The organism is Candidatus Saccharimonadia bacterium (genome assembly GCA_035544015.1).
Lineage (GTDB): Bacteria > Patescibacteriota > Saccharimonadia > UBA4664 > UBA4664 > UBA5169.
The window spans coordinates 1-24405 of the sequence record DATKIP010000082.1 but is presented as its reverse complement, the minus strand read 5'-3'; the positions used below and the strand labels follow the sequence as shown (position 1 = coordinate 24405).

Here is a 24405-nt window from a genome sequence, read left to right as displayed (position 1 = left end):
AAAAAATTGAGTCGCCAGGTTGACCCCGGAGCCGCGCAGGTTCGCGCGGCTCCGGGACTTCGTCAGACCTACTTCGCCCTCTCCCTCGTGGGCGGCCCCATGCCGGGCCACCACCGCCGGTAGCGCGGCCCGACGTAGAAGTAGAGACGCTCGGCGAGCATCTCCGCGGTGGGCGGTGTCGCCGGCATGAGTACCACCGGGTACATCCGGCCCGCCGGCGTCACGGTGGGCGTGCGGCCCTCGGTGAGCGCCTTCACGCTCACGAGCACCTCGTCGCCCTCGTGGAGCACCTCGTCGCCCTCCGCCGTGGCGACGTGCCGGAACACGATCGGCCGCTGGCCGGGCACGGTGACGGTCGCCTGCAGCCCCTTGCCCAGGGTGACGATCTGCCAGCCCAGGGCAGTGACGAAGCGGTGCACCGAGCTGGGCCCCGACGCGCTGCGGTACATCCGCAGTCGCCAGAGCGCGTCCACCGTGAGATCCGTGTCCGGGTACTCCTCCAGCGACTTCTCCGCCTCGCGGCGGAACCCTTCGGCCACCCAGCGCCACACGAGCGGCGCCTGGTGCGGGTAGCTCTCGAGCTGCTGGGAGATGGAGCGCTCGATGGCCCCGACCAGCTGCGGGTTGCCGCCCCTCGCCAGTGCATAGCCCATCAGGATGAGGTTCCACCCGTTGGGCTCGCATCGCGCCGCCACGGCCAGGAGCTTGTCCCACGGCAGCGCCAGGGCGGCTTCCAGCTGCGCCGCATCGTCGATGTAGCGCAAATGGCTGGCCGCCTCGCGCAGCACGAGATCGACCCAGCCTGGCCCCATCGCGCCCATGCTGACGCGGGCGAACCAGGCCGCGAGGGTCTCGCGGTGGTGGCTGATGACGTCGCCCGGGTCCAGACGCGCCAGCGCGATGGCCATTTCGTAGGCCACATTGTTCTCGCTGCCGAACAGGTCCTGCGCCGCCGGGTCCATCCAGAAGGTGATCCGGTGGTACCGGTCGGCGTAGCTCTCCGTGCAGCACAGTCGCCGCACGAGGCCGCGCGCGAAGTCGTCACCGCGCACCTCCCGCGCCAACTGGGCGTACAGGTGGGTCTTCTCGACGCGGGGGTTGTCGTCGGCACCTTGCCTGTAGACGAACCAGTTCATCAGCAGCCGGTTGGCGAGCAGGTCGACGCTACCGCCCTCGGTGAGCGCGTAGCGCACTACTTCCTCGGTAATGTGCTTGCACTCGCGCAAGTGGGCACGAATGGCCTCGTCGGTGGTGCTGGTGGTCGTGTTGGTGTCCATTGATCACTCCTCGGTCGGGCGGCATGGCCGCAAACAAGCGATCTGATCGGTATAGGTTATTCAGGTCCAAAATCTGACCGCGAAATTATACAACAAATTAGCAAAGAATGCAACAATACGCAAAATTGTCTGAAGTTCACCCACCCCACTCATTAGCACTCTTGACACCCGAGTGCCAATTTCCTAATATGAGAACGTATCAGCAGCCCCACCCGGGGAGTGCTAAAATAATCGCAAATCACACGCCACCCGCGCGAATTGAGAAGGAGAATTATGGGTAAAATTATCGGAATCGACCTCGGCACCACCAACTCAGCCATGTCCGTGATGGAGGGCGGCCAGCCTACCATCATCGCCAACGCCGAGGGCGGCCGCACCACCCCGAGTGTGGTAGCCATGTCCAAAAACGGCGAGCGCCTCGTGGGCCAGGTCGCCAAGCGCCAGGGCGTCATCAACCCCGACAACACCATCTTCAGCGTCAAGCGCCTCATCGGCCGCAAATTCGAAGACCCCGAGGTGCAGCGCGACATTAAGCTCATGCCCTACAAGATCGAAAAAGCCGCCGGCGGCGTGAAGGTCAAAATGGGAGACAAGTCCTATACACCCGAGGAAGTCTCGGCCATGATTCTCAGCAAGCTCAAGGCCGACGCCGAAGCCTTCCTCGGCACCACCGTCACCGAAGCCGTCATCACCGTGCCCGCCTACTTCGACGACGCCCAGCGCCAGGCCACCAAAGACGCGGGCAAAATCGCCGGCCTCGAAGTGAAGCGCATCATCAACGAGCCCACCGCGGCCGCCCTCGCCTACGGCCTGGAGAAGAAAAAAGAAGAGAAGATCGTGGTTTACGACCTCGGTGGCGGCACCTTCGACGTCTCGGTCCTCGAGCTCGGCGACGGGGTGTTTGAGGTCAAATCCACCAACGGCGACACCCACCTCGGCGGCGACGACTTCGATCTCGTCATCATGAACCACCTCGTAGACGAATTTAAGCGCGAGCAGGGGATCGACCTCAAAGAAGACAAAGCCGCCGTGCAGCGCCTCAAAGAAGCTGCCGAAAAGGCCAAGATTGAGCTGAGCACCACCAACGAATCCGAAATCAACCTGCCCTTCATCACCGCCGACGCCTCCGGCCCCAAGCACTTCCAATACGCCATGACCCGCGCCAAGCTCGAATCGCTCGTCGGCGACCTCATCGCCAAGACCGCCGGCCCCTGCGAAGCCGCGCTCAAAGACGCGGGCCTCAGCAAGGGCGACATCAACGAAATCGTGCTCGTCGGCGGCATGACCCGCATGCCGGCTGTGCAGAAGAAGGTCGAAGAACTCTTTGGCAAGAAGCCCCTCCAGGGCGTGAACCCCGACGAAGTCGTTGCCATCGGCGCCGCCGTGCAGGGCGGCGTGCTAGCCGGCGACGTCAAAGACGTGCTGCTGCTTGACGTCACTCCGCTGAGCCTCAGCATCGAGACCATGGGCGGCGTTGCCACGCGCATGATCGAGCGCAATACCACCATCCCCACCAGTAAATCCCAGGTCTACTCCACCGCTGCCGATTCCCAGACCCAGGTCGAAATCAACGTCCTCCAAGGCGAGCGCGAGTTTGCCCAGGACAACAAATCCCTCGGCCGCTTCGTGCTCGACGGCATCCCGCCCGCCCCGCGCGGCGTCCCGCAGGTTGAGGTCACGTTCAACATCGACGCCAACGGCATCGTCAACGTGAAGGCCATGGACAAAGGCACGGGCAAAGTCCAGCACATCACCATCCAAAACTCCGGCAACCTCAGCGAAGACGAAGTCAAACGCATGCAGCAAGAAGCCGAGGCCAACGCCGAGACCGACAAAGCCCGCAAGGACCTCATCGAGGCCCGCAACCACCTTGACAGCCTCGTTTACACTGCCGAAAAGACGCTCAAAGACGCCGGCGACAAAGCGCCCGAAGAAGACAAAAAGGCCGTCGAGGAAGCCATCACCGCTGCCAAGGCCGAGCTCGAATCCGACGACAAGGCCAAGCTCGAATCGCTGGCTAGTGACCTGAGCGAGAAAATGCAAAAAGTCGGCGCCGCCATGTATGCCGCCGGCGCCGCTGAACCCGCCGGCCAGCCCGGCACCGAGGGCGCACCGGAAGAAGTCGGCGCCACCGAGGCCGACGGCAAGCCCAGCGACAAGCCGGCCGACGGCCCCGTCGAGGGCGAAGTCGTCGACGAGGGCGGCCCGGACAAGAAGTAATGCAGGGCGTCCTCCTTGCTATTCTGCTCATCATTCTCATAGCTCCCGCCATCCTCGTGGCTATCGTGGTGTTCGCACTTCGTTCCGCACGTGGTCCCCGGAGCGGCCGCGGGCCGGTCATTGGGAGTCGGATTATCGAGGGCGAAGTAGTCGGGGAACGTAGACAGAAGTAAGTGGACCAGCTAATCCATAAAGTGATCGGTTTTAGTTCGCTTTTAGCCTCAAATCGTGTTAAAATGAGAGCATAAATAACGGACAAGGGGGATAACCATTGGACAAGCAAATCGAAGCCACACAAGCTAGTTTTGAAGAGATCAAGCACATCGAAAACAACGTTGAGTTTTGGTCGGCGCGCGAGCTTATGCCTCTCCTCGAATACACCACTTGGGAGAAGTTTGAAAACGCTATTAAGCGTGCCATAATCGCGGCCCAGACATCCGGGGCATCGCTAGAGGACCATTTTCCCGGCGCCGCGAAATTGGTATTGACAGGCAGTGGAGCAGAACGCAAAGTAACCGATTACAAACTCACCCGCTACGCCTGCTACCTCATCGCCCAAAACGGCGACCCGCGTAAAAAAGCCATCGCCCAAGCCCAAACGTACTTTGCCGCTCAGACCCGCAAACAGGAGCTCACCGACCAACACCAAGCCGAGGTCAAGCGCGTCGAAGCCCGCGAACGCCTCACGGCCACCGAAAAGAAATTCTCCGGCGTCCTCAATGCCCATGGCGTCGATAGCAAAGGCATTGCCGAAATCCGTTCTTCGGGCGACCAAGAACTCTTCGGCGGCCATTCCACTGCGGACATGAAGTCCAAATACGGCGTCCCCTCGGCCAAACCCCTGGCCGATTACCTGCCAACCATTACCCTCAAAGCCAAGGACCTCGCCACCGAAATGACCAGCGTGAACACGCTCCAAAACGAGCTCCAGGGCAAGCCAATCGTCAAGCGCGAGCACGACCAAAACAACCGGTCCGTGCGCCAAGCGCTGCTAGAGCGTAGTATTAAACCTGAAGCACTCGCGGCTCAAGAAGATATCGGCAAGGTCAAGCGCCGGCTGGGCAAAGCCCCAAAGGAATTAAAAGGCAAAGAATGACGTTGACTCCCGGCCCTAATCAGGTTAATCTTAATCCAAGTCACCCCGCTTGGAGTCCAGCCTCGCGGGGCTTTTGTATACAGGAGGCCGCATGATCGTTTATCTCGACGGCGAAAACGTCGTTCACCAACTCATGGACGTGCTGCGCCGCACCGGGCGGCTCAAGTCGCGCGAAGATCTCCTCAACGTCAACCTCGTGGAGCTCATCAAGCAGCTCGTAGGCGCGCGCGAGCTCAAGGTTAAGTACTACACCACCACCCTCTCGGTCGCCAAAAACGACGAAGAACTCGAAAAACGCAGCCAAGAAATGATCGCCTGGACAGCTCTTTGGACCAATCACCTCATGGATCAAGGAATTGAGATTATCAAGGCTGGTAAACTCCGCGTGCAAGATGGGCATGTCTGCAAGAATTGTGGCTTTCGAGAGCCAATATTTCGCGAAAAGGGCGTGGACGTGCGCCTGGCTGTCGATCTCGTCGTCGATTCCGAAACCGACAAAACCCTCGTCATTTGGAGCTCCGACGCCGACCTCGTGCCGGCCGTGGAGGTGGTGAAAGGCCGGGGAGCCCGCGTCAAAATTTTGGCGCCCGCCGACTCGCTCACCTGGGGCCTCGCCCGCCAGGCCGGCGAGTGGCAAACGTATCAGGACGGCCAACTCATTAAGATATTCGACAAGGTAAAAAAAGAGAACCAGCCCGATGGCGACCAAGCGTGATTATTACGACATTTTAGGAGTGAGCAAATCGGCCACGGCCGAGGAAATTAAGCGCGCCTACCGCAAGCTGGCCATGGAGCACCACCCCGACAAGCACGGCGGCGACGATGCCAAGTTCAAAGAAATCGGCGAGGCCTACGACACGCTCAAAGACCCGCAAAAAAAGACCGGCTACGACCAATTTGGCCACGCCGGCGCCGGCGGCAACCCCTTTGGCGGCGGCGCGGGAGGCGGCCAGGCCGGTGGAGCCCAGGGTTTTGGCGGCTTCGACTTCAACGGCGCCGGGTTTGATTTCTCCGACATCCTCAACCAGTTCATGGGCGGCGCCGGCGGCGGGGGAGCCACTCGCGGCCCGGCGCGCGGCCGCGACCTGGAGGTCTCGGTCACCATCGATTTCGCCGACGCTGTTTTTGGCACCGAGACCGATGTCACCGTCACTATGGACGACGCCTGCGAGCACTGCACGGGGAGCGGCGCCGAGCCCGGCACCAAGCTCAAGACCTGCGACACCTGCAAAGGCCGGGGGCAGGTGGTGCGTGTGCAGCAGACCATTCTGGGCGCCGTGCAGCAGGCCAGCGTCTGCCCCACCTGCGCCGGCCGGGGCCAAGTGCCCGAGAAGGCCTGCAGCGTCTGCCGCGGCGCCGGGGTGCTGCGCCGATCCAAGAAACTCAGCATCAAAATCCCGGCCGGCGTCGACGACGGCGCCACCATGCGGCTCACCGGCCAAGGCGCCGCGGCTCGTGGCGGCGGCCCGCGCGGCGACCTTTACGTCCAGATCCGCATTCGCCGTGACCGCCGCTTTGAGCGCGATGGCCGCGATATCCTCTCCGACACCGGCGTTTCCATGACCGAAGCTGCCCTCGGCACCGAGGTGAGCGTTGAAACCGTCGACGGCCCCGTCACGCTCAAAGTTCCGGCCGGCACCCAAAGCGGCAAGGTCTTCAAGCTCTCCGGCCGCGGTGTGCCCGGACTGGGCGGCCGATCACGCGGCGACCACCTCGTCACCGTCACCGTCGACATCCCCACCAAACTCTCCGCCAAACAACGCCAGCTCCTCGAAGAGTTCGCCGCCGAATCAACCGCGGGCAAAAAAGGCTTCTTCAAGCGCTAACGTCCGTCGCCGCCATTGACAAAACATAAGAATAATGGTAGTATGAATGCCGTCCTCCTCTGGAGGCACTGACAGAGTAGTCTCGCTCCCACCTTCCGTCCCGTCTCTTCGTGTAAGGAGCCCCAATGACGCCGCAAGTCGTCGTCGCCTTCGCCGCTGCCCTCGCCGGCGTCTTCTTGTCCCAGCCCTTTCGCTGGGCCGGGCGCCGTGTCATTCGTGGCACCGCCCTGGGGCGCCACCACGACCAGCGCCAGGTCACCAAGCTGGCGCGGAAGTTGATCGAGAAATACGGCCTCAACCCACGCGGCCTGACAGCCGAGCTCAACTCGAGCACGGGCCAGAGCTCCGGCTTCACCGCGACGTATTCCAGCATCAACGAAGCCTGGACCGTCACGGTAAAGCATGGCCGCTGGCCCCTGTGGGCCACGGAAATCTCCAACCGCTCGGCTCGGCTCCGTCTGTGCCGCTCCGCGACCCCGGAGGAGAAGGTGGAGATCGTCTCCGCGGCTATCCTCAATCGGGTCCTCCCGATGGCCGCAGGATGAACTGACGCATCCACCCGCCCTCGGCGGCACGGACGGGCTTCGGCCCGGTGAAATGAACCCGTATCTCGGGCACCATTTCTTTCCCCTGCCGCCACCGCAGACCCCGGCGATCTACTCTGTCGCCAACCCAAGCTTTCAATGCATCACCTTGAAACCCTAGGTTGGCTCTGCACTCAGCAAAGATGACCCGGAGGGGCAAAAATCATCAAGCTCACCAGCAAAGATGACCCCAAAAACGTATAATGCCACTATGAATCTCCTCATCCTCGGTGCCACCGGCAAGGTCGGCCGACTCGTAGTGGCCGAAGCGCTTGCTCGCGGCCATGACGTCACGGCGCTCGTGCGTAATCCCGCTAAAGTTGCTCAAACCCACCCGCACCTCACCGTCATCACCGGCAATCTCAAAGACCCCGACGTCATGCGCCAGGCCCTCGCGGGCCAAGACGCTGTCATCAGCGCCCTCGGCCACAAATCGCTCGCCAAATCCGACATTCAAACCGCCGCCACCCGCGCGGTGCTCGCCGCCCTCCAGCCCGGTCAGCGCTTCGTCAGCCTCACCGGCCAGGGCGTGTCCGACCCCAGGGACCCAGCGCCAACCCTCGGCGCGCGCCTCGTCACCGCCGGCATCAAGCTCGTGCCCGGCGGCCTCTACGCCGACGGCGCCGCGCATGCCCGCCTCATGCGCGAAAGCGCCGCCGATTGGACCCTCGTGCGCTCACCCGTCATGACCGGCGGCGCGGCCACGCACCATTATCGCGTTGGTTACCTCAAAATTGGTCTCTTCACCACCGCCCGCCGCGCCGATGTGGCCAGGTTTATGGTCGCCGCCGCCACCGACCCCGCCGGCAAGTGGTCGCGTCAAGCGCCCATGGTTGCCAGCCGCCAGTGATATACTGGCAACCATAAGCGTCAACGTCGCCCATGCAGCTGCCCGCCCTCAACGCCAACATTATCATTATCGCCGTGCTCATCGTCACGGCGCTCTACGGGCTTGTGGCCGGCAAGCAGCGCCTGCGCATTCTCATTCTCAGTGTGTACGTCGGCATCGTGCTGGCCGGGCAATTAAAAGACACTTTGGCGCCGCACCTGCCCATGCTCGGCGCCGATCAGGTCGCCTGGCTCCTGTTTGGCCTACCCATCGTTATCTTTGGGATTGTCGGCATCGCGCACAAAAAAGCCCACGACAAAGGCGCCTTCATCGCCAACCTGCTCGTGGGCCTATGCACCGGCGCGCTCATCGTCTCAAGCGCCCTGCAGCTGCTCCCCACCAGCCAAATGTCCGCCATCGACAACGATTCCTTCCTCGCGCTCAATCTCCAGCAGTTTCACCTCTGGATCCTCGGCCTACTCCCGGTCGTCGCGTTACTAATGGGCTTCATGCACGGCAAAGAGCACAAAGGCCACTAGCGTTGCCAAAATGCCCCAAATCCGGTACTATTGAGCGGTTTAACAGCTATGGGCCCATAGCTCAGTTGGTTAGAGCAGCTGCCTTTTAAGCAGCGTGTCCTGGGTTCGAGTCCCAGTGGGCCCTCCAAGGAATTATTTAGTGCCGCTTTTAGTCTTTCGACGCAAAATTCTCACATAATGTCATGAGAATCTCCCGCTTCACACGCATGTCCTTCGACTCGCAGAAGTGGATAGGGGCGTAGGCGGCAAAGTTGCCCGTTAGCCAAAACCAGCGCCTCATCCGCCCCAGCGCCTATATGGCCACTGCCCCACGGCACGATATTAAGTTTATTGGTCAGGCGCCGCTCGCATATACCGCTACCTTTTAATTTGTTTTTGATGCTAAAATATTGCCATATGAATGCAAGCCAAGGTCAACGCAATCGCAGGTTCTCTCGAAAATCAATGATCCTTATCGGTGCGGCTGCTTTGGTGGCTCTTGCCCTCGCCGCTGGCGGCGCTTTCGCGCTGTTCCGCCACGATGGGACTGAGAAACTTACGGGTGCAAAACAAGAAGTTGCAAAGAAGGCACTGAGCTTTGAGCAGAAGAATTCTAGTGTCAGCCCTATGCCCAGCTTTACCCAACAAATACATGTTGATGAAGTGAGGGCGATATCGTCTGACGAGAAAACCAAATATTGCACAAACTCTGCCTACGTCAGCGATGACCCCAATGACCCCCGTTACTACGCCGTTGTAATGAGTCTGCACAAGTTGTTTGAGGCTGAATCCAAATCGGTAACTGAGTTAGGCTGTGACTTTTTGCAGCTTGATGAGGGTTACTTCAAATAGTTCGTTTCTTGCTTAGATAAGGTAGAAAAACTATAATTGCTGAGCATTCGCCCAAAAAGCGATAGCAACCGCATGGAACAGGCATCCACAAGGTGCTTGTTTTTGTACGTTCACATCCCCGGTCCAAGCCGATCAGAAAGGCCACCATGAATCGATCAAGGCGACTGTGGGCGAGGCTTATGCTCGTCACCACATTCGCAGCCACTGGCGCGGTGATGGGGGTCTCCGCTGCGCATGCGGCGGACACAAGCTTCCTGTTGCCGGCAGATCAGCACTATCTCGCGGACTGTGGTCGGTTCTGGCCCTCTACGGGCTACTTCCAGACCACGCACATCTCGGGCGACAACTACGTCGCCACGCTGGATTTCAAGATGACGCAGTCTCAGATCAACTCGCTGGAATGCGTGTCGCCCTACCTGGAGCTGGACTTCCATATCTTCGGGTTCAGCACACCGTCAGAGTGGGACCGCTACTCGGTGTCGACCAACATTCCGGGCGCCATTCACGATGTGGCTACGATGGACTACGCGCTCAACGACGCCACTCCTGGCTTGACTCGCATCCGCGCAGCCGACCTCCAGGCGGGGACCGAGTATCACGCGGATGTGATCTTCAACCAACCGCTGGTTCCTGCCAACGGAAGCCCACGGGTTTCAATCGAGTGGGTGCCAAGCTACTGGGCTTCGAGCGTCGCAGAGCAGGGGTTCTGCGCTCTGTGGCGTCAATCCATGGGCGATGCTGAGTGTGTCTTCGGCAAAACGAGGGTATATCTCAGCCATGCCTACAACAACAACGTGTCGCTCATCTTCGATGGCTATCGTTGGTGGGAGTTCTCATCGGCAACGCCAACTAGCTCGACGCCGCCGTCAACGGACATTGCGCCATCACCAGCGCCGGCCCCCTCCAGCAACCCGTTTGGCAGCCTCGATGAGGCCGGGTCGGTAGCCGACCAAGCCAAGGTTCGTGTCCGCGGCTGGGCCATCGACCCCGATACGACGAGCTCAATCACCGTGCACATCTACATCGACGGAGCCTACGCTGGTGCAACCACGGCCAACATGTCGCGCCCCGACATCGGGGCGGCCTACCCCGGCTACGGCAACAATCACGGCTACGAAGCCCAGTACGCCATCGGGAGCGGCGCACATGAGGTCTGCGCCTATGCCATCAATACGGGCTCGGGTAGCGTCAATACGCAGCTTCCGAGCTGCAAGCCGGTGCAGGGGCCTCAGCCCCCGCGCGTGGCCAGCCTCGACAGCAGCCACACGCTGTGGATCAAGGAGGGGGCGATCGGCGCTGTCTGGACGCAGGTAGCGACGGGTGTCGACCAGTTCGGGCTCTCTCTCAACCGCATCGCGATCCTGCAAGGGTCAACCCTCGCCATCAAGGAGGGGGCAATGAATGCCCCCTGGGTCACCGTAGGAACGAACGTCAGCGCCTTCCGGGTGACCGACAACCGGGTGGGCGCTCTCTTCGGAAACGACCTGTCCATCAAGGAAGGACCCCTCGGGGCCGGGTGGACGACCGTCTCCACCAACGTCATCGACTTCGACATGTCACCCAAGCGCATCGCGGTGCTTGACGGTGATGGCTACCTCAGCGTCAAGGAAGGCGCCATCGGCGCAAGCTGGACAATGGTGTCCGGCGGTGCCGATGGCTTCAGCGTCTCGGATACGCGTGTCGATGTCTGGGGCGGAGGCAGCCTGTATGTGAAGGATGGATCGATCGGCGCGACCTGGACGCTGGTTTCGGCCAATTCCATCGCCGGTGCTCTGTCGCAGTAACCATGACAAGTAGCCCCCAGCGGGAAGGCCCTTGGCCTCGCGCCGGGGGCTCTTCTCGTGACGAGTTATAAAAGTGGTTTGCTATACTGGCATCAAATGACCATTGCGAACAAAACCCTCGTGGCCTCGGGCATGGTAGCCGCCTTGGCTATCGTTATTTTGGCGGCCAACATTAGCTACATGTATGATCTTTTGGGCCGCTGCGTCTCCTCAAAAAACGACTGCCAGCCCTACGCCTATTGGGATCTTATCAACCTCGGCGCCCTGATCCTGCTCGGAGCAGCGCCGCTCATGCTGATCCTGGGGCTGGTGCTGCGCATTCGGGCCAATCGTCGAGCCAAGCCGGCCGAATAATTTCGCCGCTCATGCTTGATGTTCGCTTTTAGTTCGCACATAATCGCCCCATGCGTCGCACTACCCAGATCAGCCTCAGTTTCGCCGCGCTCGTCGTCGGCGCGGCGTTGGGGCGCGCCGGGCTCCAGGCCGGGCCCGAGCTGCTGGCGCTCGCCCTGGCCGCCGCCCTGTTTGCCCGCCGCACGCGCCTGGCATTCACGTGCCTCCTGCTCGCCCTGGCCGCCTTCGGCCTGTGGCGTGCCACCGCGTGGGCCGATGGCCGCCACCAGCTCGCCAACCTCATCGGCCACACCATCACGGTCACCGGATCGGTCGCCGACGATCCCAGCACCGGCACCACCGGCCAGGTCGACTTCAAGCTCTCGGACCTCACCGTGGATGGCCGCCACCTGCCCGGCAGCCTCAGCGTGCACCAGTATCCGGTGCGGCTCCAGCGGGGCTACCGGGTGCGCCTCACCGGCCCGGTAAAAGCCGGCTTTGGCACGGCGGTGGCCTCGCTCGGCTTCCCCAAGCTTGAAGTGCTGTCCACCTACCAAGACCCGCTCGAGCAGACCCGCCAGCGCTTTTTCACCGGCGTCAAAACCGCCTTACCCGAGCCGCTGTCATCATTTGGCCTCGGCCTGCTCGTGGGCATCCGCGCCCTCATACCCAAGCCCATGCAAACCGAGCTCACGCTCGTGGGCCTGTCGCACCTCGTGGCCGTCTCCGGCTACAACCTCACCATCATCGTCGCTGCCGTCGACCGGGCCCTCAAGCGCGCGGGCCGCGGCGTGGCGCTGGTGACCTCGCTGTGGCTCATCGCCGGCTTCCTCATTGTCACCGGCGCCTCCGCGAGTATTGTGCGTGCCAGTCTGGTGGCCGTGCTCTCGCTGCTGGCCTCGTTTTACGGCCGTCGCTTCAACCCGCTCGCCCTCATTCTCGTCGCGGCCGGCATTACCGCCGCCTTCGATCCCGGCTACCTCACCGACCTCGGCTGGCTACTCTCGTTTTTGGCATTCTTCGGCATCTTGGTGGTGGCGCCGGCTGTCGAAGCGCGCTTGCACCACCCGCGGTCGGTCATCGTCCGGCTGTTCATTGAGTCGTTCGTGGCCCACATCCTCACCTTGCCGCTCATTTTATGGATGTTCGGCCAGCTCTCCATCGTCGCGCCGCTCTCCAACGTCCTCATCCTACCGCTTGTACCGCTGGCCATGGCCGTGAGCTTTGCGGCCGGTTTGGCGGGCATGTTCGTGCCCGCCTTTGCGGGTTGGTTTGCCTGGCCGGCCATGCTGGTGCTCGGTTTCATCACCAAGGTCATCGACCAATTCGCCGCCCTACCCTGGGCCGGCCGCACCGAGCACATCAGCCTGGCCGGAATGCTGGCCATGTACGCGCTCATTCTGGCTGGTACCGTAGCCCTCAAGCGCATCAACACCCGTCGCGGCCATGCCGAGGCGCCGTCCTCTCACCTCCTCGAGCCCGTCCAGGCATAATGTCTGAGCTTGTGTGTTCGCTTTTAGTTCGGTAGCATATCGGCATGGACGTCAAGGATTACATCGCCTGGCATGATCAAAAGACCCTCCTTCAAGGGCGGCAGAGCACGCAATATTTTTACGAACAAGAAGTTTGGTGGACTGCCCTCGGCCTCAATATCGGCTTTGAGGAAAATGGCAAAAACGTCGACTTTTCCCGGCCCGTGCTTATTCTACGCAAGTTCAATTACCGCTTTTTTCTCGGCGTCCCGCTATCGACCCAACCGCACATCGGCCGCCATTATTATGGGTTTCAGTCGTCTCCCCAATTCACGACCGCGCTCATTTCACAGGTCCGCGCCCTCGACGCGCGTCGTCTCATCAACCTGGCCGGCCGCGTCAGCGACGCCGACCTCGGAATTATTCGCCACCGCACAGCAACTCTTATTGCCGGCCCCAAAAAGTTCTCCCCCCGCCTCTGGGAAGATAACGGGGGGCGGGGCATTGCCTATTTGTAACTCTCAGTATAAGCACCCCTGCCCATCTGTCAACCACCCTCAAAAATGGTATAATACAAGCCGAATTCTATCCGTAAACGAGAACTATCCCATGTCCGGACACTCCAAATGGGCTTCCATTAAGCACCAAAAAGGCATCAAAGACGCCCGCCGCGGCGCCAGCTTTACCAAATTTGCCAACCTCATTTCCGTAGCCGCCCGTGCCGGCGCCGACCCCGACTCCAACTTCAAACTCCGCCTGGCCGTCGACCTCGCGCGCAAATCGGGCGTACCCAACGCCAACATCGAGCGCGCCATCAAGCGCGGCTCGGGCCAAGACGACGCCGGCACCTTCGAGGAAATCACCTACGAGGGCTACGGCCCCGGTGGTGCCGCCATCATCGTGGAAACCGCCACCGACAACCGCAACCGCACCGCCCCCGAGGTCCGCAGCGCCTTCAGCAAGCACGGCGGCAGCCTCGGCACGCCCGGCTCGGTGGCGTACCAATTTAGCCAGCGCGGGGTTATCGTAATTCCTGCCGCCGATCTCGAGGCCGCCACCATGGACGCCATCGAAGCCGGCGCCGAGGACGTGGAAGAGGGTCGAAGATCCGCCGAGGCGGGGGAGGGCCAGCTCATCGTCTACACCAAGCCCACCGAGCTCGACGCCGTTCGTAAGGCCCTCGCCGCCAAAAACTACCAGCCCGAAAAAGCCGAATTGTCATTCGAGCCAGGCACCACCGTCGAAATCACCGACGAAGCCGCCGCTCGCAAGCTTGTGCGCCTCATGGACGCCCTCGACGAGCTCGACGACGTTACGAATACCTACGCCAACTTCGACATCTCAGCGGCCGTAATGGAGCAGCTCGCCGGGTGAACCGCGATATCGTCGGCGCGCTCATCATCTCGGCGGACGGCAAAATTTTGCTCGGGCAAAAAGACCCCGCCTCGGGCGCTGTCTACGCCGACGGCTCGTGGCTCATCCCCGGCGGCGGCGTTGAACCGGGCGAGACCACCCTTGAGGCTCTTCACCGCGAGGTCCTCGAGGAAGTTGGGCTCAAGATCGGTGCGTATCCCATTACCCCGCTCGAAGCCCCCTCCGACCATACTTCCCCCAAAACACTCGAAACCGGCGAGCGCGTGAATGTAAAAATGAAATTCATCAACTTCCGCGTCGACATTCCGCTCCCCGCCGCCAAAATTCCGGTCCAACCTTCGGCCGAACTCCCCACCCTCAAATGGGTAAAACCAGATGAGCTCAAACACCACAAATTACCCCCGCCGTCCATCGAGTACTTCACCAAGCTCGGGTACCTGTCAAGGCTTGACACCGCCCCAAGCCAATCCTAAGATCAGTCATACCGTCCGTGCCCGAGAGATTTAACAATTCGTTCGCCTGAGGCAAGCATCTGTGAGATTCAGAGCAGTACCGCTACCGTAAAGCCGGACCAAACCTCAGGTCGTTCACTTATCCTTCGGATCAAAGGAGAGAGTGGCTTAGTTTAGGTACCAAGCTTCTCCCCGCGAGAAGCTTTTTTACTGCTCGCCCCTTTTGCCGTCGGCTGTTCGATAAGGGGATTTTATGGCTCTGCGTAGACCAAAAATTAAACTTACTACCATACTCACGTTCGCCGCGGGGGCCGTGCTGGTAGCCGGCGCGGCGGTTTTGGCTCAGGCGCCGCACCGCGCCGCCGAAGTAGCCAACGCGACGCGCGCCACGCCGGCGGCCACCAGCGCGGTCACGCCGGCCCCCGTCGTCGCGCCGGCCGCCACCAGCCAGCCCGCCGTCGCCGGTGCGGCCACGCAGGCCCCGTCTGCCAGCTCGGCGCCCGTCGCCAAGCTGGCGGCTCAACCAGCTGCGCCGGCCGCCACTCCCGCGCCTACGCTTGCCGCCGACACCATCACGCTCACCCTCATTGATCCCGACGGCACGTTCCACTACACCGTGCGGCTTCTGCCCGGCACCGATGCCTGCAGCGTGCTCATTCAGGCCAAAAACGAGGGCAAAATCAGCTTCGTCGACATCGATTACTCCTACCTAGCCACCTTGCACAGCGCCTACGTGCGCCAAATCAATTCCTACGCGAACAACTGGACGGTGAAATTAAATGGGGTATCACCGAAAGGTTGTTCGCTAGTTAGCCCCCAACCAAACGATAACGTAACGTGGAGATACCAGTGAAAGCAGTACTCGTCAGATCAGCCGTTTTGTCCGCCGCCCTCACCTTCGCCCTGTCCCCGTTCGCCTTTGCCGTAAACGCTGCCAACCAGACGGCCGTCGATAACGGCGGCGCCTACCTCGCCGGCCTGCAGGCCGCCGACGGTCACATCGGCAATGCGCCCGCCGGCGACACCGATTGGTCGGCCGTAGCGCTCGCCGCCGCCGGTCGCGACCTCGGCACCGTGCAAACCGCCGGCGGCACCAGCCTGCGCGCGTACCTCGCCGGCCATGTGCCCGGTGCCTCCGCCACCCCCAACGATTGGGCGCGCGGCATCATCGCCATCACCGCCGACGGCCAAAATCCCTACGACTTTGGCGGGACCAACTACGTCGCCAAGCTCAAAAGTTTCGCCACCGGCCACCAGCTCGGCAGCGCCACCGATACCAACGACGACTTTTTTGGCCTCATAGCGCTCGCCGCCGCCCGCGTCCCCAATACCGATCCGGTGCTGGCCGACGAGGTCGCTGCCGTACTTTCGTACCAGCACGCCGACGGCGGTTTCACCTACACCACCGGCCCCGCCACCGGCAGTGACGTCGACGACACCGCCGCCGCCATCACCGCCCTGCGCGCCGCCCAGGCGTCCGGCGCCGGCACCGCCGCTGTCGCCACCGCGCTCGCCGCCGCCCAGAGCTACGTGATGCCTTTGCAGCACGCCGACGGTGGGTTCCCGTTTAACCCCGCCTTTGGTCCCGATTCCAACGTCTCTAGCTCGGCCTGGACCCTCATCGCCCTCAACGCCCTCGGCCTCGGCGATGCCACCGCCGGCGCCGCCGCCCAAGGCTACCTCAGCTCACAACAGCTACCCGACGGCTCGTTCCCCTCGTCGTTCACCCCCGGCGTCGGCGATATCTTCGACACCACGCCCGCCGTCACGGCTCTGGCCGGCGCCACCTGGCCGGCGAAGATCTACGCCGGCGCTCTGCCCGTCGTCCAAGACCCCACGCCCTCGCCTAGCCCATCGCCGTCCGTGAGCCCCAGCCCGACTCCCAGCGCCACCCCAAGCCCTGCACCTGCCGGCATTGTGCTCGGTGCTAGTGCCACCCCGACCCCAACTCCCACCACCGGCTCGGTCCTCGGCGCTAGCACCCTCCCCGCGGTCGGCGAAGTCGCCAACCTCACGCTGCTGCTCATCGCGTTCGCCTTCGCCTCGACCGCCGGCCTTGCCGTCTACCTCCGCCAGCGCCGCCGTTAAGGCGACAAAGTTCTCGGTGAGACGAATAGGATAGGCGAGAGGGCAGGCACCATTTTGCCCAAAACGCCTGACAAAACAACGCCCCCACCCAGCCAAGAGAAAGAGTTCGTTTTGAGCAAAATGGTGCCTGCCCGGAAGCAAAACCAAACGTCTCCTCGATAACTGCTAAGATAACCTCATGAGAATCATCGGCGTCGACCCCGGCACTGCCACCACCGGCTTCGGCATCATCGAGCACGATCACGGCCGGCTCACCTTCGTCGACGCCGGCGTCATCACCACGCCTCCGGGCCAGCCCATGCCCGAGCGCCTCATCACGCTTCACACCGAGTTGGCGCAGGTGATCGCCGAGACCAAACCGCAGCAAGCCGCGGTGGAGCAACTATTTTTTGCCACCAACGTCACCACCGCCATCACCGTCGGCCAGGCGCGCGGCGTCATTTTGCTCACGCTCGCCGAGGCCGGGCTCATCCCCGCCGAATACACCCCCATGCAAATCAAACAAGCCACCACTGGCTACGGCGGCGCCAAAAAACCGCAAATTCAGGAAATGGTCAAAACGTTGCTCAAATTACCACAGATTCCCCGGCCCGACGACGCCGCTGATGGGCTTGCCATAGCCATTACTCACGCACATCAGATTTCGCTGATTCCTCCGGCTCGTACAGCTTAGCGTAGTAATCATCGAGCATGCGCTTGGCGGTAAAACGTTCAAGTACCAGTTTCATATTGGCGCGCATCATCCTGATCCAAGCATGTGGCAATCCGTCTTCGCCGCGCTCGTAAAACAGTGGCGCGATCTCCTGCTCCAGCCGTGCGTAGAGTTCCGCGGCCGGGTTATCCACCGGCAGGCGCCACCCGATCGGCCCGATCTTCACCTCGTCGAGCCAGCCGTCCGAGGTCGAAAACTGCAGCGCGCCGTTCATGCTAGCCTTCATGCCCGAGGTTCCGCAGGCCTCGTACCCCCGGATCGGCGTGTTGAGCCACACATCGGCGCCGCGTACCATGATCTTGGCCGTCACCGGATTAAATCGCGGCACATACGCAAACCGACCCGCCAGCCGGGCCTGCTTGGAAGTTGCGATCACCCGCTGCATGAGCTCCACGCCCACCGCGTCGGCCGGATTGGCGCGTCCCGATACCACAAACTGCACTGGGCGCTCGGGATCGTGGGCCAGCCCCGCCAGCCGCTTCATGTCACTCACGAGCAAATCCGGCCGCTTATAGGCCGCCATCCGCCGTGACCACACTACCGTCAACGCGTCGGAATCCAGCTCCACCCCCGTCTGCTCGCGGATCAAGGTAAATAAACGCCGCCGATTTTCGGTGTGGCGCATCCATAATTCATCATCATCCAGCGCCAACGGATCGTCTCCCCAGTTTGCCGCCGCCCAGCGTCCCTGAAACACCCCGTTGGTAATGGTAATGAGCCGGCTTTGCGGGTGCGCCTCCAGCTCCTCGGCCACGTGGATCTCCGACACCCCGTTGACCAACCGCGTTAGCTCAATGAGCAGCTTGGTGTCAGAATAATCGCCGGTCGGCAGGCCCGCCATCGCGCGCAGGTCATCGATGCTCGCCCCATGCGCCGCGAGCGTCGGCTCCAACTGATGTGCCACGCTGCCCCAATCGAGCAAAATGCCGGCGCCGGCCAAAATCGTGTGCTTGGTGCCCACCAGCCGCGGCCGCACCGTCGCCACCGCGGCCGCGAAGCCCTCACCTCGCTCACGCTGCTCCCGCAGCACCACCGCCAAGCCCGCCATGGCCGTGTGGCCCTCGTTGAGATGGTACACCTCGGGCGTCAGCCCCAACAGCTCCAGCACCCGCACCCCGCCAAATCCCAAACACATCTCCTGCGCCAGCTGCAGCTGCGGATCGGCCGCGTACAGCCGGTCGCAGATCGCCCGGTCGGCCGGCGCGTTTTGACTCAGGTTGGTGTCGAGCAAAATCAGCTGCGTGCGGCCCCAACGCTTTACCCAAGCCTGCAGCGCCACCGTGCGATCTGCCACCAGCACCTCGGCTAGCAATCGCTTACCAGCGCTATCGCGTGCCACCTGAAAGCCGTCGCTCGCCAACCGCTCGGTCATCGGCCGCTGATCCGGATCGTCACCGGTGAAGGCTAAATGGTACACTAGCCCTACCGCATAAAACTCGCAGTCTTGGGTTCCGGCCTCCAGCACCATATCCGCCGCCAACACGCCCAGGCCTCCTGCATAGATCGGCATGTCGTCCGCGATGGCGTATTCCGCCGAAAAATAGGCAACGGTAGGCTTATTCATGGGCACCCTTGTTCAACTAACATTATCATAGCGTAGTTTATTATGAACCGAGCTCGGTTACTCACATCTCCCCATATTCTCGAGGAACTTCTGGCCACCCTGCGTGCCCAAGGCCTGATGCCGTCGAGCCTGCGCCTCATCGGCTTGCTCGGTGTCGGCAATAATGCCACCGTGTTTTCGGCTACCATCGACGGCGTCTACCACGTACTCAAAGTGTACAGCTCCAAGACCCGCATGCACGCAGAGCTGCGCCATTTGCGCAAAATCACTCCGCCCGACCGCCAGCTCTTCATCTGGGAGGAGCCACAAGAGGGAAGTATCTTCCATTTCTTTATTGTCGAAATGCCCCCCGGCCACCAGCTCCGGTCGGCCGATCTTACTCCGCCGCGCATGCAGGCGTTGGTCGAGCAAATGGTTGAGCTGCATCGCGTGCGGTTTAAGCAGCGCGTTTCGGTGACGAGCCTCCGGCATCGGCTCCGGCAGTGCAAAATCGCGCTCGATCAATGGACCGCGCTGGGTCTCGACCAAGCCCAATACCAGCAGCTCTTTCGCGATCTTGAGCGCCTGCTCGATGAGCACGCCGAGGCCTTTCGAGTTAAAAAATCTCGCATTCACGGCGATCTCTGGTGGCCCAATATCATCGCCACTCCCACGGGAGCCTATCTCATCGACTGGGACGAGGTTCGTCGCGCCGACGCTGCCGAAGACATAGCCAAATTGCGCATCGAGGTATGGTTCTCCCAAAACGCCTTTCCCAGCCGCAACTTTTTCTGGTCGGCGGCTAATCATGGCGCACGGCTCCAGGCGCTCATGCGCCAGATCACCGCGGCCCACGAGGCGGAATTCGGCGACGATTTGCTCGTGCGGCTGCGATTTTATCTCCCGCTCTACGGGTTATATCAACTGGCCAAACTAGCCATCGGCGGCAGTATCACCGAGCCAATTTTGCGCCCCTCGCTCTACCGCCTGCTGGCCCAAGACATCATCCGGCTAGCCGCCGACCCCCTAGCCCCCGTCCCCGATCTGCGCGGCGGGCAGTATTATGGGCTCGTCCGGCGCAGCCGCACCGAGCGACTCGACGAGCTGCCTCCAGATTATGCCTAGGCTGCGCCAGATTGTGCTACCATACCGGCAATGATTAGTGCAATTATCTTCGACTACTACGGCGTCCTCACCACCGACCGGTACATGGCCTGGCTACAGCGCCACCCGGCCGTCGAGGCCACGCACGCCGCCGACATCGAGGCCCTCAGCCAAGACCAAGATGCCGGCCTCAGCAGCGATGAATTCTTCGCCCGCCTCGCCAAAATCGCTGACCTGCCCGAGGCCGCAGTACGATCCGAGTTTGTCATTCATGGGGTGGCTCACCAGGGACTGGTCGAATACATCCGGCATCTGCGGCGCCGCGGCCTCAAAACGGCTATTTTATCCAACGCCACCACTGCCTTGTACGCCGAGGTGGTACGGCAGCGGCTAGCCCGACTGTTTGATGTGGTGCTGTGCTCCGAAGAAGCCGGCGCCACCAAGCCGGACCCCCGCATCTTTGAGCAAACCTTGGAGCGCCTGGGAGTGTCACCGGCGCAGGCCCTCCTCGTCGATGATCGCGAGTACAACGTAGCCGGCGCCGAGGCCGCTGGGCTGGCCGGCATCCATTACGACGGCCTCACCAAGCTGCGCGCCGAGCTGATCGCCCGCGGCATCGACCGCTAATTGCTGCGCTGCTCCACCTGTCCGCCGCGAATATGATCGTACTCCGCCCGGTAACGGTCGATGACCTCCTGCATGCGGCCGTTGGGCAGCTTGTGTTTGAGCAAATCAGTCACATACCAAGCGTCGTAAATGTCGAGCTTATGCACTAGTTTGTAGGCCGCATCGCGCCACAAAATCGCCGCCTCGTAATCGCCGCTCGCGGCCGCCTTGCGCTCCTCGTCGCCAAGCAAATCCAGACATGCCGCCCACACCGCCGCGCCTTCGCCGCCCCGCTCCAGCGTACGTTCGCGCAGCGGAATGCGCGCCGTATCGCTGTCGCCGTCGGCCCGCGCGTCCACCGTCCCATTGCGCTGCCAATCGTACGCCAGCCACAAGATCTGCCGGTACAAATCCAGCCCGCGCTGCACCGTTTCCGGGCTCACCGCCGGCACGTGCTCCAGCGTATCGAGTAGCGCATTGGCTCCCGCCTCAATGTGCTCAATCATCCACCAAGGCTTGGCCGTCGCCCAAAAGAATTGGTCCGAGGCCAGCGCCGGATCAAGCTTGTGCCGGGCGACGGCGGAGCCGGGCGTCGCCGCATCGGCGCTCTGCACGGCCGCGGTTGCCAGATTCATGAGCTCCCATTGCAGCTGGTGAATCGGGTTTTTCGGGTCGTTCCACGATACAAACTGAAGGCCGCGCTCGATGTCATCCTCGCTCGAAGCCCAGGTGCATGCCACGGTCGGCACGGTGCGCGTCACTGGAAATTCATCGATCACATCGCTAGCCCGCACCAGATTAAGTTCGGGGTCCGCAAACATGCCAAACAGCAGCTGCTCGTGCCCCACGCGGTGGTGACCGAATGTCTCGCCGTCCATGGCCGTCACGATCATCCGCCGCTCGTGCAGTGCCGGCCCGGCCGCCTCCTTGAGCCCAGCCACATCGCGCGGCCCGGCGCTCATAATGCTGGCGCTCAGCCGGTGCTCGCGAAACAGCGCCCGCAGGCCAGTGCCCTCGATCGCGTAGCCCGCCGCGTAATCCACCGTGCCAATCTTGCCGTCGCAGGCCAGCTCATCAAGCAGCACCCAATCAAACCCGGCGCGCTCTAGCACCGGCGCCAGCTCCGGCGCCCACGCCATCTCGGGCAAAAAAATCCCCCGCCGCCCATACACGTCGCCCAGGTGCCGCCGCGCCGTCTCATCATTAATCTCAATCTGCCGCAGCGCCTCTCCCGGCTCCAGCAACGGCAAAGTCGTGTGATATTTGGCCGACCCCACAAACTCCACCTGCCCCCGCCGCGCCGCCTCCACGTAGAGCGCGATCACGTCGTCGTAGCCATATTCCGCCAGCTGATCGAGTAGCACGCCAGTAAAGTTAATCGTCAGCCGCGCCGCCGGCTCCGCCAAAATTCCCTCGCCCACCGGCCGATAACATTGCGCCACGATCGCGTCGATAATCTCGCGCTTCTGTCCGTGCGGCTGATAAAAATGCAAAATTTGCGCCCAAAACATCTGGCGGCTTCCAATTACCAATCCAGTGTACCAAAAAGAATGAACCCCGCCTCACCACCGCTTCGGAATCGACCAACTCGCTCCCGCCTTCTCCTTCAGCGCCGCCTTATAAATCCGCACATACTTCTTGGCCGGAATCTCCCACGAGTACGACAGCGCCATACCGTGCTGCATCAAATTCCACCATTTGTCTTTCTGATCCCACAAATCCAAAGCCCGCCAAATCGCCTCCGCCAGCGCCGTGCCCGTATATTCATCAAACACAAAGCCGTTGCCGGTGTGGTTGCGCGGATTGTAATCCGAAATCGTATCCGCCAGCCCCCCCGTGCGCCGCACCACCGGGATCGTGCCGTACCGCAGGCTCACCAGCTGCCCCAGCCCGCTCGGCTCAAACAGGCTCGGCATCAAAAAGATGTCCGACCCCGCGTACACCAAGCTCCCCAGCTCTTCTGAATACGGTCGAAACGACACCTGATTCGGATACAGCTTCATTTTCTCGGTCAAAAATTCCACATATGACGACCCTGAGGTAGCATCGCCTACAACCACCAGCTGCACCCCTTTTTCCATCAGCTTATCGAAAATTTTCAAAATTAGGCTAAAGCCTTTTTGCTCCGTAATCCGTGAATTCATGCCCAAAATGGGCACATCCAAAATCGGCAGGTTTAGCCGATGCTGCAGCGCGCGCTTGTTGTCGTACTTGCGGTGCATAATCTCGTAGTCGTAGTTGACCGGCAGGTGGTGGTCAAACATCGGGTTCCAATACGAATAATCCACCCCGTTGCGAATCCCAAAAAACGTCCGCAGGCGGGGGATCAGCGCCTCGCTCAGACCATGGCTCGTCCCCGGAATCACGAGCTCTTTGGCATACTGCTCACTGACGGTGGTCACGATGTCGGCATTGACGATGCCCCGCTTCAAAAAGTTAATATATTTCACCTTCGAAAGATCCGTTGGCGGCAGGCCCTCACCACAATCACGCTCCGCCTCCGGAATCGCCCACTGGTCGGCAATCGCCACATACGCGCTGTTGTGAATCGTCTCCACCGTCGCAATCCCCGCAAACGGCGAACTGGCCGGCAGGTATTTGATAATGTTGGGTATCAGTCCCGCGTGCCAATCATGCACATGAATGATATCCGGCACCCAATCGAGCGTCTCCAGCAGCCGAAACACACTCAAATTAAACGCATAAAACGGCAAATTGCCGCGCTTAGAGTCGTAAATCGTCGCCTGATCCGGCGGAAAGTACACGGCCGACTCCAAAAAATAAATCGGCACCTCTTGCGCCAATATGCTAGCCGAGAAGCTAATCGGCGTTTTTTCGCCGCCCACCACCAGATTCGTCGTCTTGCCGATCGGCACGAGCGGATACGTTTGGCGGTCAATCGTGCCGTAGCGCGGCATAAACACACGCACATCATGACCCAGCCGCCGCACCGCCTTGGGCAGCGCCGCCATTACCTCCCCCAGGCCGCCCGTTTTGGCATAAGGAGCAACCTCGCCAGCTATCATCAGAATGTTCATCAACCTTATTTTAGTCCCTAGCTAGGCTAGCCGACAAATTTCAGCTCAAAAACTTCGGGAGACCGAGGGCGCCAAACTGATCGGCACCCTCGGTCTCATCGCCGTACCGCTCCTAGCCGAAGGCTAGATCAGGCGTCGAATTCGCCACCCCTGACCCCGGCCAAGAAGGCCGCCCATTCCGGGCCGTTGAAGCCCAGTGCGGGCCCTTGCGGGTCCTTGGAGTCGCGCACGAGCACGACACCGCCCGCGGCCTTCGCCACTTCCACGCACTCAGTGGTTCCAGAGTAGGTGGACTTGCGCCAGCGCAGACCATCGTTGTCACGAATCGGTTCCACGGTTTGAGCCTCCATCTTTGAGTGTGGATGTGGGCATCCGCCGCTCAAAGAAGGGCTCGCACAAGTATGGCGCGCTAGCCCGGGGGACTCCGGGCCGGATGAGAAGCAGTAGTAGCCATAGTAGGCTCCCCTCGCTCGTCGGGACAGGATATCTTCGCTCGGCTAAGCGAAGATATCTCCATTACATACCCACCTGGCACTCATCACAAGCCACGAGGGATCTGACCCACCCTCACTTTTGACATAACCATCGTTTAGGCACAAAAATGACGGCAAAACGTTTCGGGAAGGAAACAAAAATGCCGTCACCAAAAATCATACCGTCCTGTGCCCGTATTATTCAACACCACATCATGCCCCAA

The 24405-nt window shown here is 61.5% G+C and carries 24 protein-coding genes and 1 tRNA gene; 20 read left to right on the top strand and 5 right to left on the bottom strand.

Annotation, left to right across the window (positions count from 1 at the left end; all coding sequences use genetic code 11):
- Positions 1–68: 68 nt before the first annotated feature.
- Positions 69–1277, bottom strand: coding sequence for a hypothetical protein (locus VMT30_05605; protein ID HVQ44412.1), 1209 nt, complete (start codon positions 1275–1277; stop codon positions 69–71).
- 273 nt (positions 1278–1550) lie between these two features.
- On the opposite strand from VMT30_05605, the gene dnaK reads away from it, so the two are divergent.
- The 18 genes from dnaK (at position 1551) to ruvC (ending at position 17378) form a co-directional block, all read left to right on the top strand.
- Positions 1551–3497 (top strand): molecular chaperone DnaK, encoded by a 1947-nt coding sequence (dnaK, locus tag VMT30_05600; protein ID HVQ44411.1) that lies wholly within the window; start codon positions 1551–1553, stop codon positions 3495–3497.
- Between the two features lie 271 nt (positions 3498–3768).
- Positions 3769–4593, top strand: a complete 825-nt coding sequence (gene dinD / locus VMT30_05595) for a DNA damage-inducible protein D (GenBank protein ID HVQ44410.1) — start codon at positions 3769–3771, stop codon at positions 4591–4593.
- A gap of 91 nt (positions 4594–4684) precedes the next feature.
- Positions 4685–5308: an NYN domain-containing protein gene (locus VMT30_05590; protein HVQ44409.1), complete on the top strand. Its 624-nt coding sequence runs from the start codon at positions 4685–4687 to the stop codon at positions 5306–5308.
- Complete coding sequence (gene dnaJ, locus VMT30_05585; GenBank protein ID HVQ44408.1) at positions 5292–6419, top strand: molecular chaperone DnaJ; 1128 nt, start codon at positions 5292–5294, stop codon at positions 6417–6419. The genes VMT30_05590 and dnaJ overlap by 17 nt, the downstream gene beginning before the upstream one ends.
- A gap of 125 nt (positions 6420–6544) precedes the next feature.
- Positions 6545–6964, top strand: coding sequence for a hypothetical protein (locus VMT30_05580; protein ID HVQ44407.1), 420 nt, complete (start codon positions 6545–6547; stop codon positions 6962–6964).
- Positions 6965–7214: 250 nt separating this feature from the next.
- Complete coding sequence (locus VMT30_05575) at positions 7215–7853, top strand: NAD(P)H-binding protein (protein HVQ44406.1); 639 nt, start codon at positions 7215–7217, stop codon at positions 7851–7853.
- A gap of 32 nt (positions 7854–7885) precedes the next feature.
- Positions 7886–8371 carry a hypothetical protein gene (locus tag VMT30_05570; protein HVQ44405.1) on the top strand — a complete coding sequence of 162 codons (486 nt, stop codon included), beginning with the start codon at positions 7886–7888 and terminating at the stop codon, positions 8369–8371.
- Between the two features lie 50 nt (positions 8372–8421).
- Positions 8422–8498, top strand: a tRNA-Lys gene (locus tag VMT30_05565).
- A 269-nt stretch (positions 8499–8767) separates the two neighbouring features.
- On the top strand, positions 8768–9202 hold the full coding sequence (locus VMT30_05560) for a hypothetical protein (protein ID HVQ44404.1): 435 nt from the start codon (positions 8768–8770) through the stop codon (positions 9200–9202).
- Positions 9203–9348: 146 nt separating this feature from the next.
- Entirely contained in the window at positions 9349–10986 is a 1638-nt protein-coding gene (locus tag VMT30_05555) for a hypothetical protein (GenBank protein ID HVQ44403.1), read from the top strand.
- A gap of 96 nt (positions 10987–11082) precedes the next feature.
- Entirely contained in the window at positions 11083–11340 is a 258-nt protein-coding gene (locus VMT30_05550; protein ID HVQ44402.1) for a hypothetical protein, read from the top strand.
- 50 nt (positions 11341–11390) lie between these two features.
- Positions 11391–12812, top strand: coding sequence for a ComEC/Rec2 family competence protein (locus VMT30_05545; GenBank protein HVQ44401.1), 1422 nt, complete (start codon positions 11391–11393; stop codon positions 12810–12812).
- Positions 12813–12856: 44 nt separating this feature from the next.
- The gene (locus tag VMT30_05540; GenBank protein ID HVQ44400.1) at positions 12857–13309 is read left to right on the top strand and encodes a type II toxin-antitoxin system PemK/MazF family toxin; all 453 of its coding nucleotides are present in this window, start codon (positions 12857–12859) and stop codon (positions 13307–13309) included.
- Between the two features lie 91 nt (positions 13310–13400).
- On the top strand, positions 13401–14165 hold the full coding sequence (locus VMT30_05535) for a YebC/PmpR family DNA-binding transcriptional regulator (protein HVQ44399.1): 765 nt from the start codon (positions 13401–13403) through the stop codon (positions 14163–14165).
- Positions 14162–14638 (top strand): NUDIX hydrolase, encoded by a 477-nt coding sequence (locus tag VMT30_05530; protein ID HVQ44398.1) that lies wholly within the window; start codon positions 14162–14164, stop codon positions 14636–14638. Before VMT30_05535 ends, VMT30_05530 begins: the two co-directional genes overlap by 4 nt.
- A 232-nt stretch (positions 14639–14870) precedes the next feature.
- Positions 14871–15470, top strand: coding sequence for a hypothetical protein (locus tag VMT30_05525; protein HVQ44397.1), 600 nt, complete (start codon positions 14871–14873; stop codon positions 15468–15470).
- Positions 15467–16705, top strand: a complete 1239-nt coding sequence (locus VMT30_05520) for a hypothetical protein (protein ID HVQ44396.1) — start codon at positions 15467–15469, stop codon at positions 16703–16705. The genes VMT30_05525 and VMT30_05520 overlap by 4 nt, the downstream gene beginning before the upstream one ends.
- Positions 16706–16883: 178 nt before the next feature.
- On the top strand, positions 16884–17378 hold the full coding sequence (gene ruvC / locus VMT30_05515) for a crossover junction endodeoxyribonuclease RuvC (GenBank protein ID HVQ44395.1): 495 nt from the start codon (positions 16884–16886) through the stop codon (positions 17376–17378).
- On the opposite strand, the gene glgP is transcribed toward ruvC, so the two are convergent.
- Positions 17329–18981 carry an alpha-glucan family phosphorylase gene (gene glgP / locus VMT30_05510; protein HVQ44394.1) on the bottom strand — a complete coding sequence of 551 codons (1653 nt, stop codon included), beginning with the start codon at positions 18979–18981 and terminating at the stop codon, positions 17329–17331. The two genes, ruvC and glgP, sit on opposite strands and share 50 nt — an antisense overlap.
- A gap of 42 nt (positions 18982–19023) precedes the next feature.
- Here glgP and VMT30_05505 point away from each other — a divergent pair, with 42 nt between their 5' ends.
- The gene (locus VMT30_05505) at positions 19024–20085 is read left to right on the top strand and encodes an aminoglycoside phosphotransferase family protein (GenBank protein HVQ44393.1); all 1062 of its coding nucleotides are present in this window, start codon (positions 19024–19026) and stop codon (positions 20083–20085) included.
- Between the two features lie 30 nt (positions 20086–20115).
- The gene (locus VMT30_05500; GenBank protein HVQ44392.1) at positions 20116–20691 is read left to right on the top strand and encodes an HAD-IA family hydrolase; all 576 of its coding nucleotides are present in this window, start codon (positions 20116–20118) and stop codon (positions 20689–20691) included.
- On the opposite strand, the gene VMT30_05495 is transcribed toward VMT30_05500, so the two are convergent.
- From VMT30_05495 to VMT30_05485, 3 genes are all read right to left on the bottom strand, one after another.
- Positions 20688–22181, bottom strand: coding sequence for a hypothetical protein (locus VMT30_05495; GenBank protein HVQ44391.1), 1494 nt, complete (start codon positions 22179–22181; stop codon positions 20688–20690). The two genes, VMT30_05500 and VMT30_05495, sit on opposite strands and share 4 nt — an antisense overlap.
- A gap of 51 nt (positions 22182–22232) precedes the next feature.
- The gene (locus tag VMT30_05490) at positions 22233–23708 is read right to left on the bottom strand and encodes a glycogen/starch synthase (GenBank protein ID HVQ44390.1); all 1476 of its coding nucleotides are present in this window, start codon (positions 23706–23708) and stop codon (positions 22233–22235) included.
- A 128-nt stretch (positions 23709–23836) separates the two neighbouring features.
- A complete protein-coding gene (locus VMT30_05485) occupies positions 23837–24058 on the bottom strand; it encodes a DUF397 domain-containing protein (GenBank protein ID HVQ44389.1) in 222 nt (73 codons plus the stop codon).
- Positions 24059–24405: the final 347 nt, after the last annotated feature.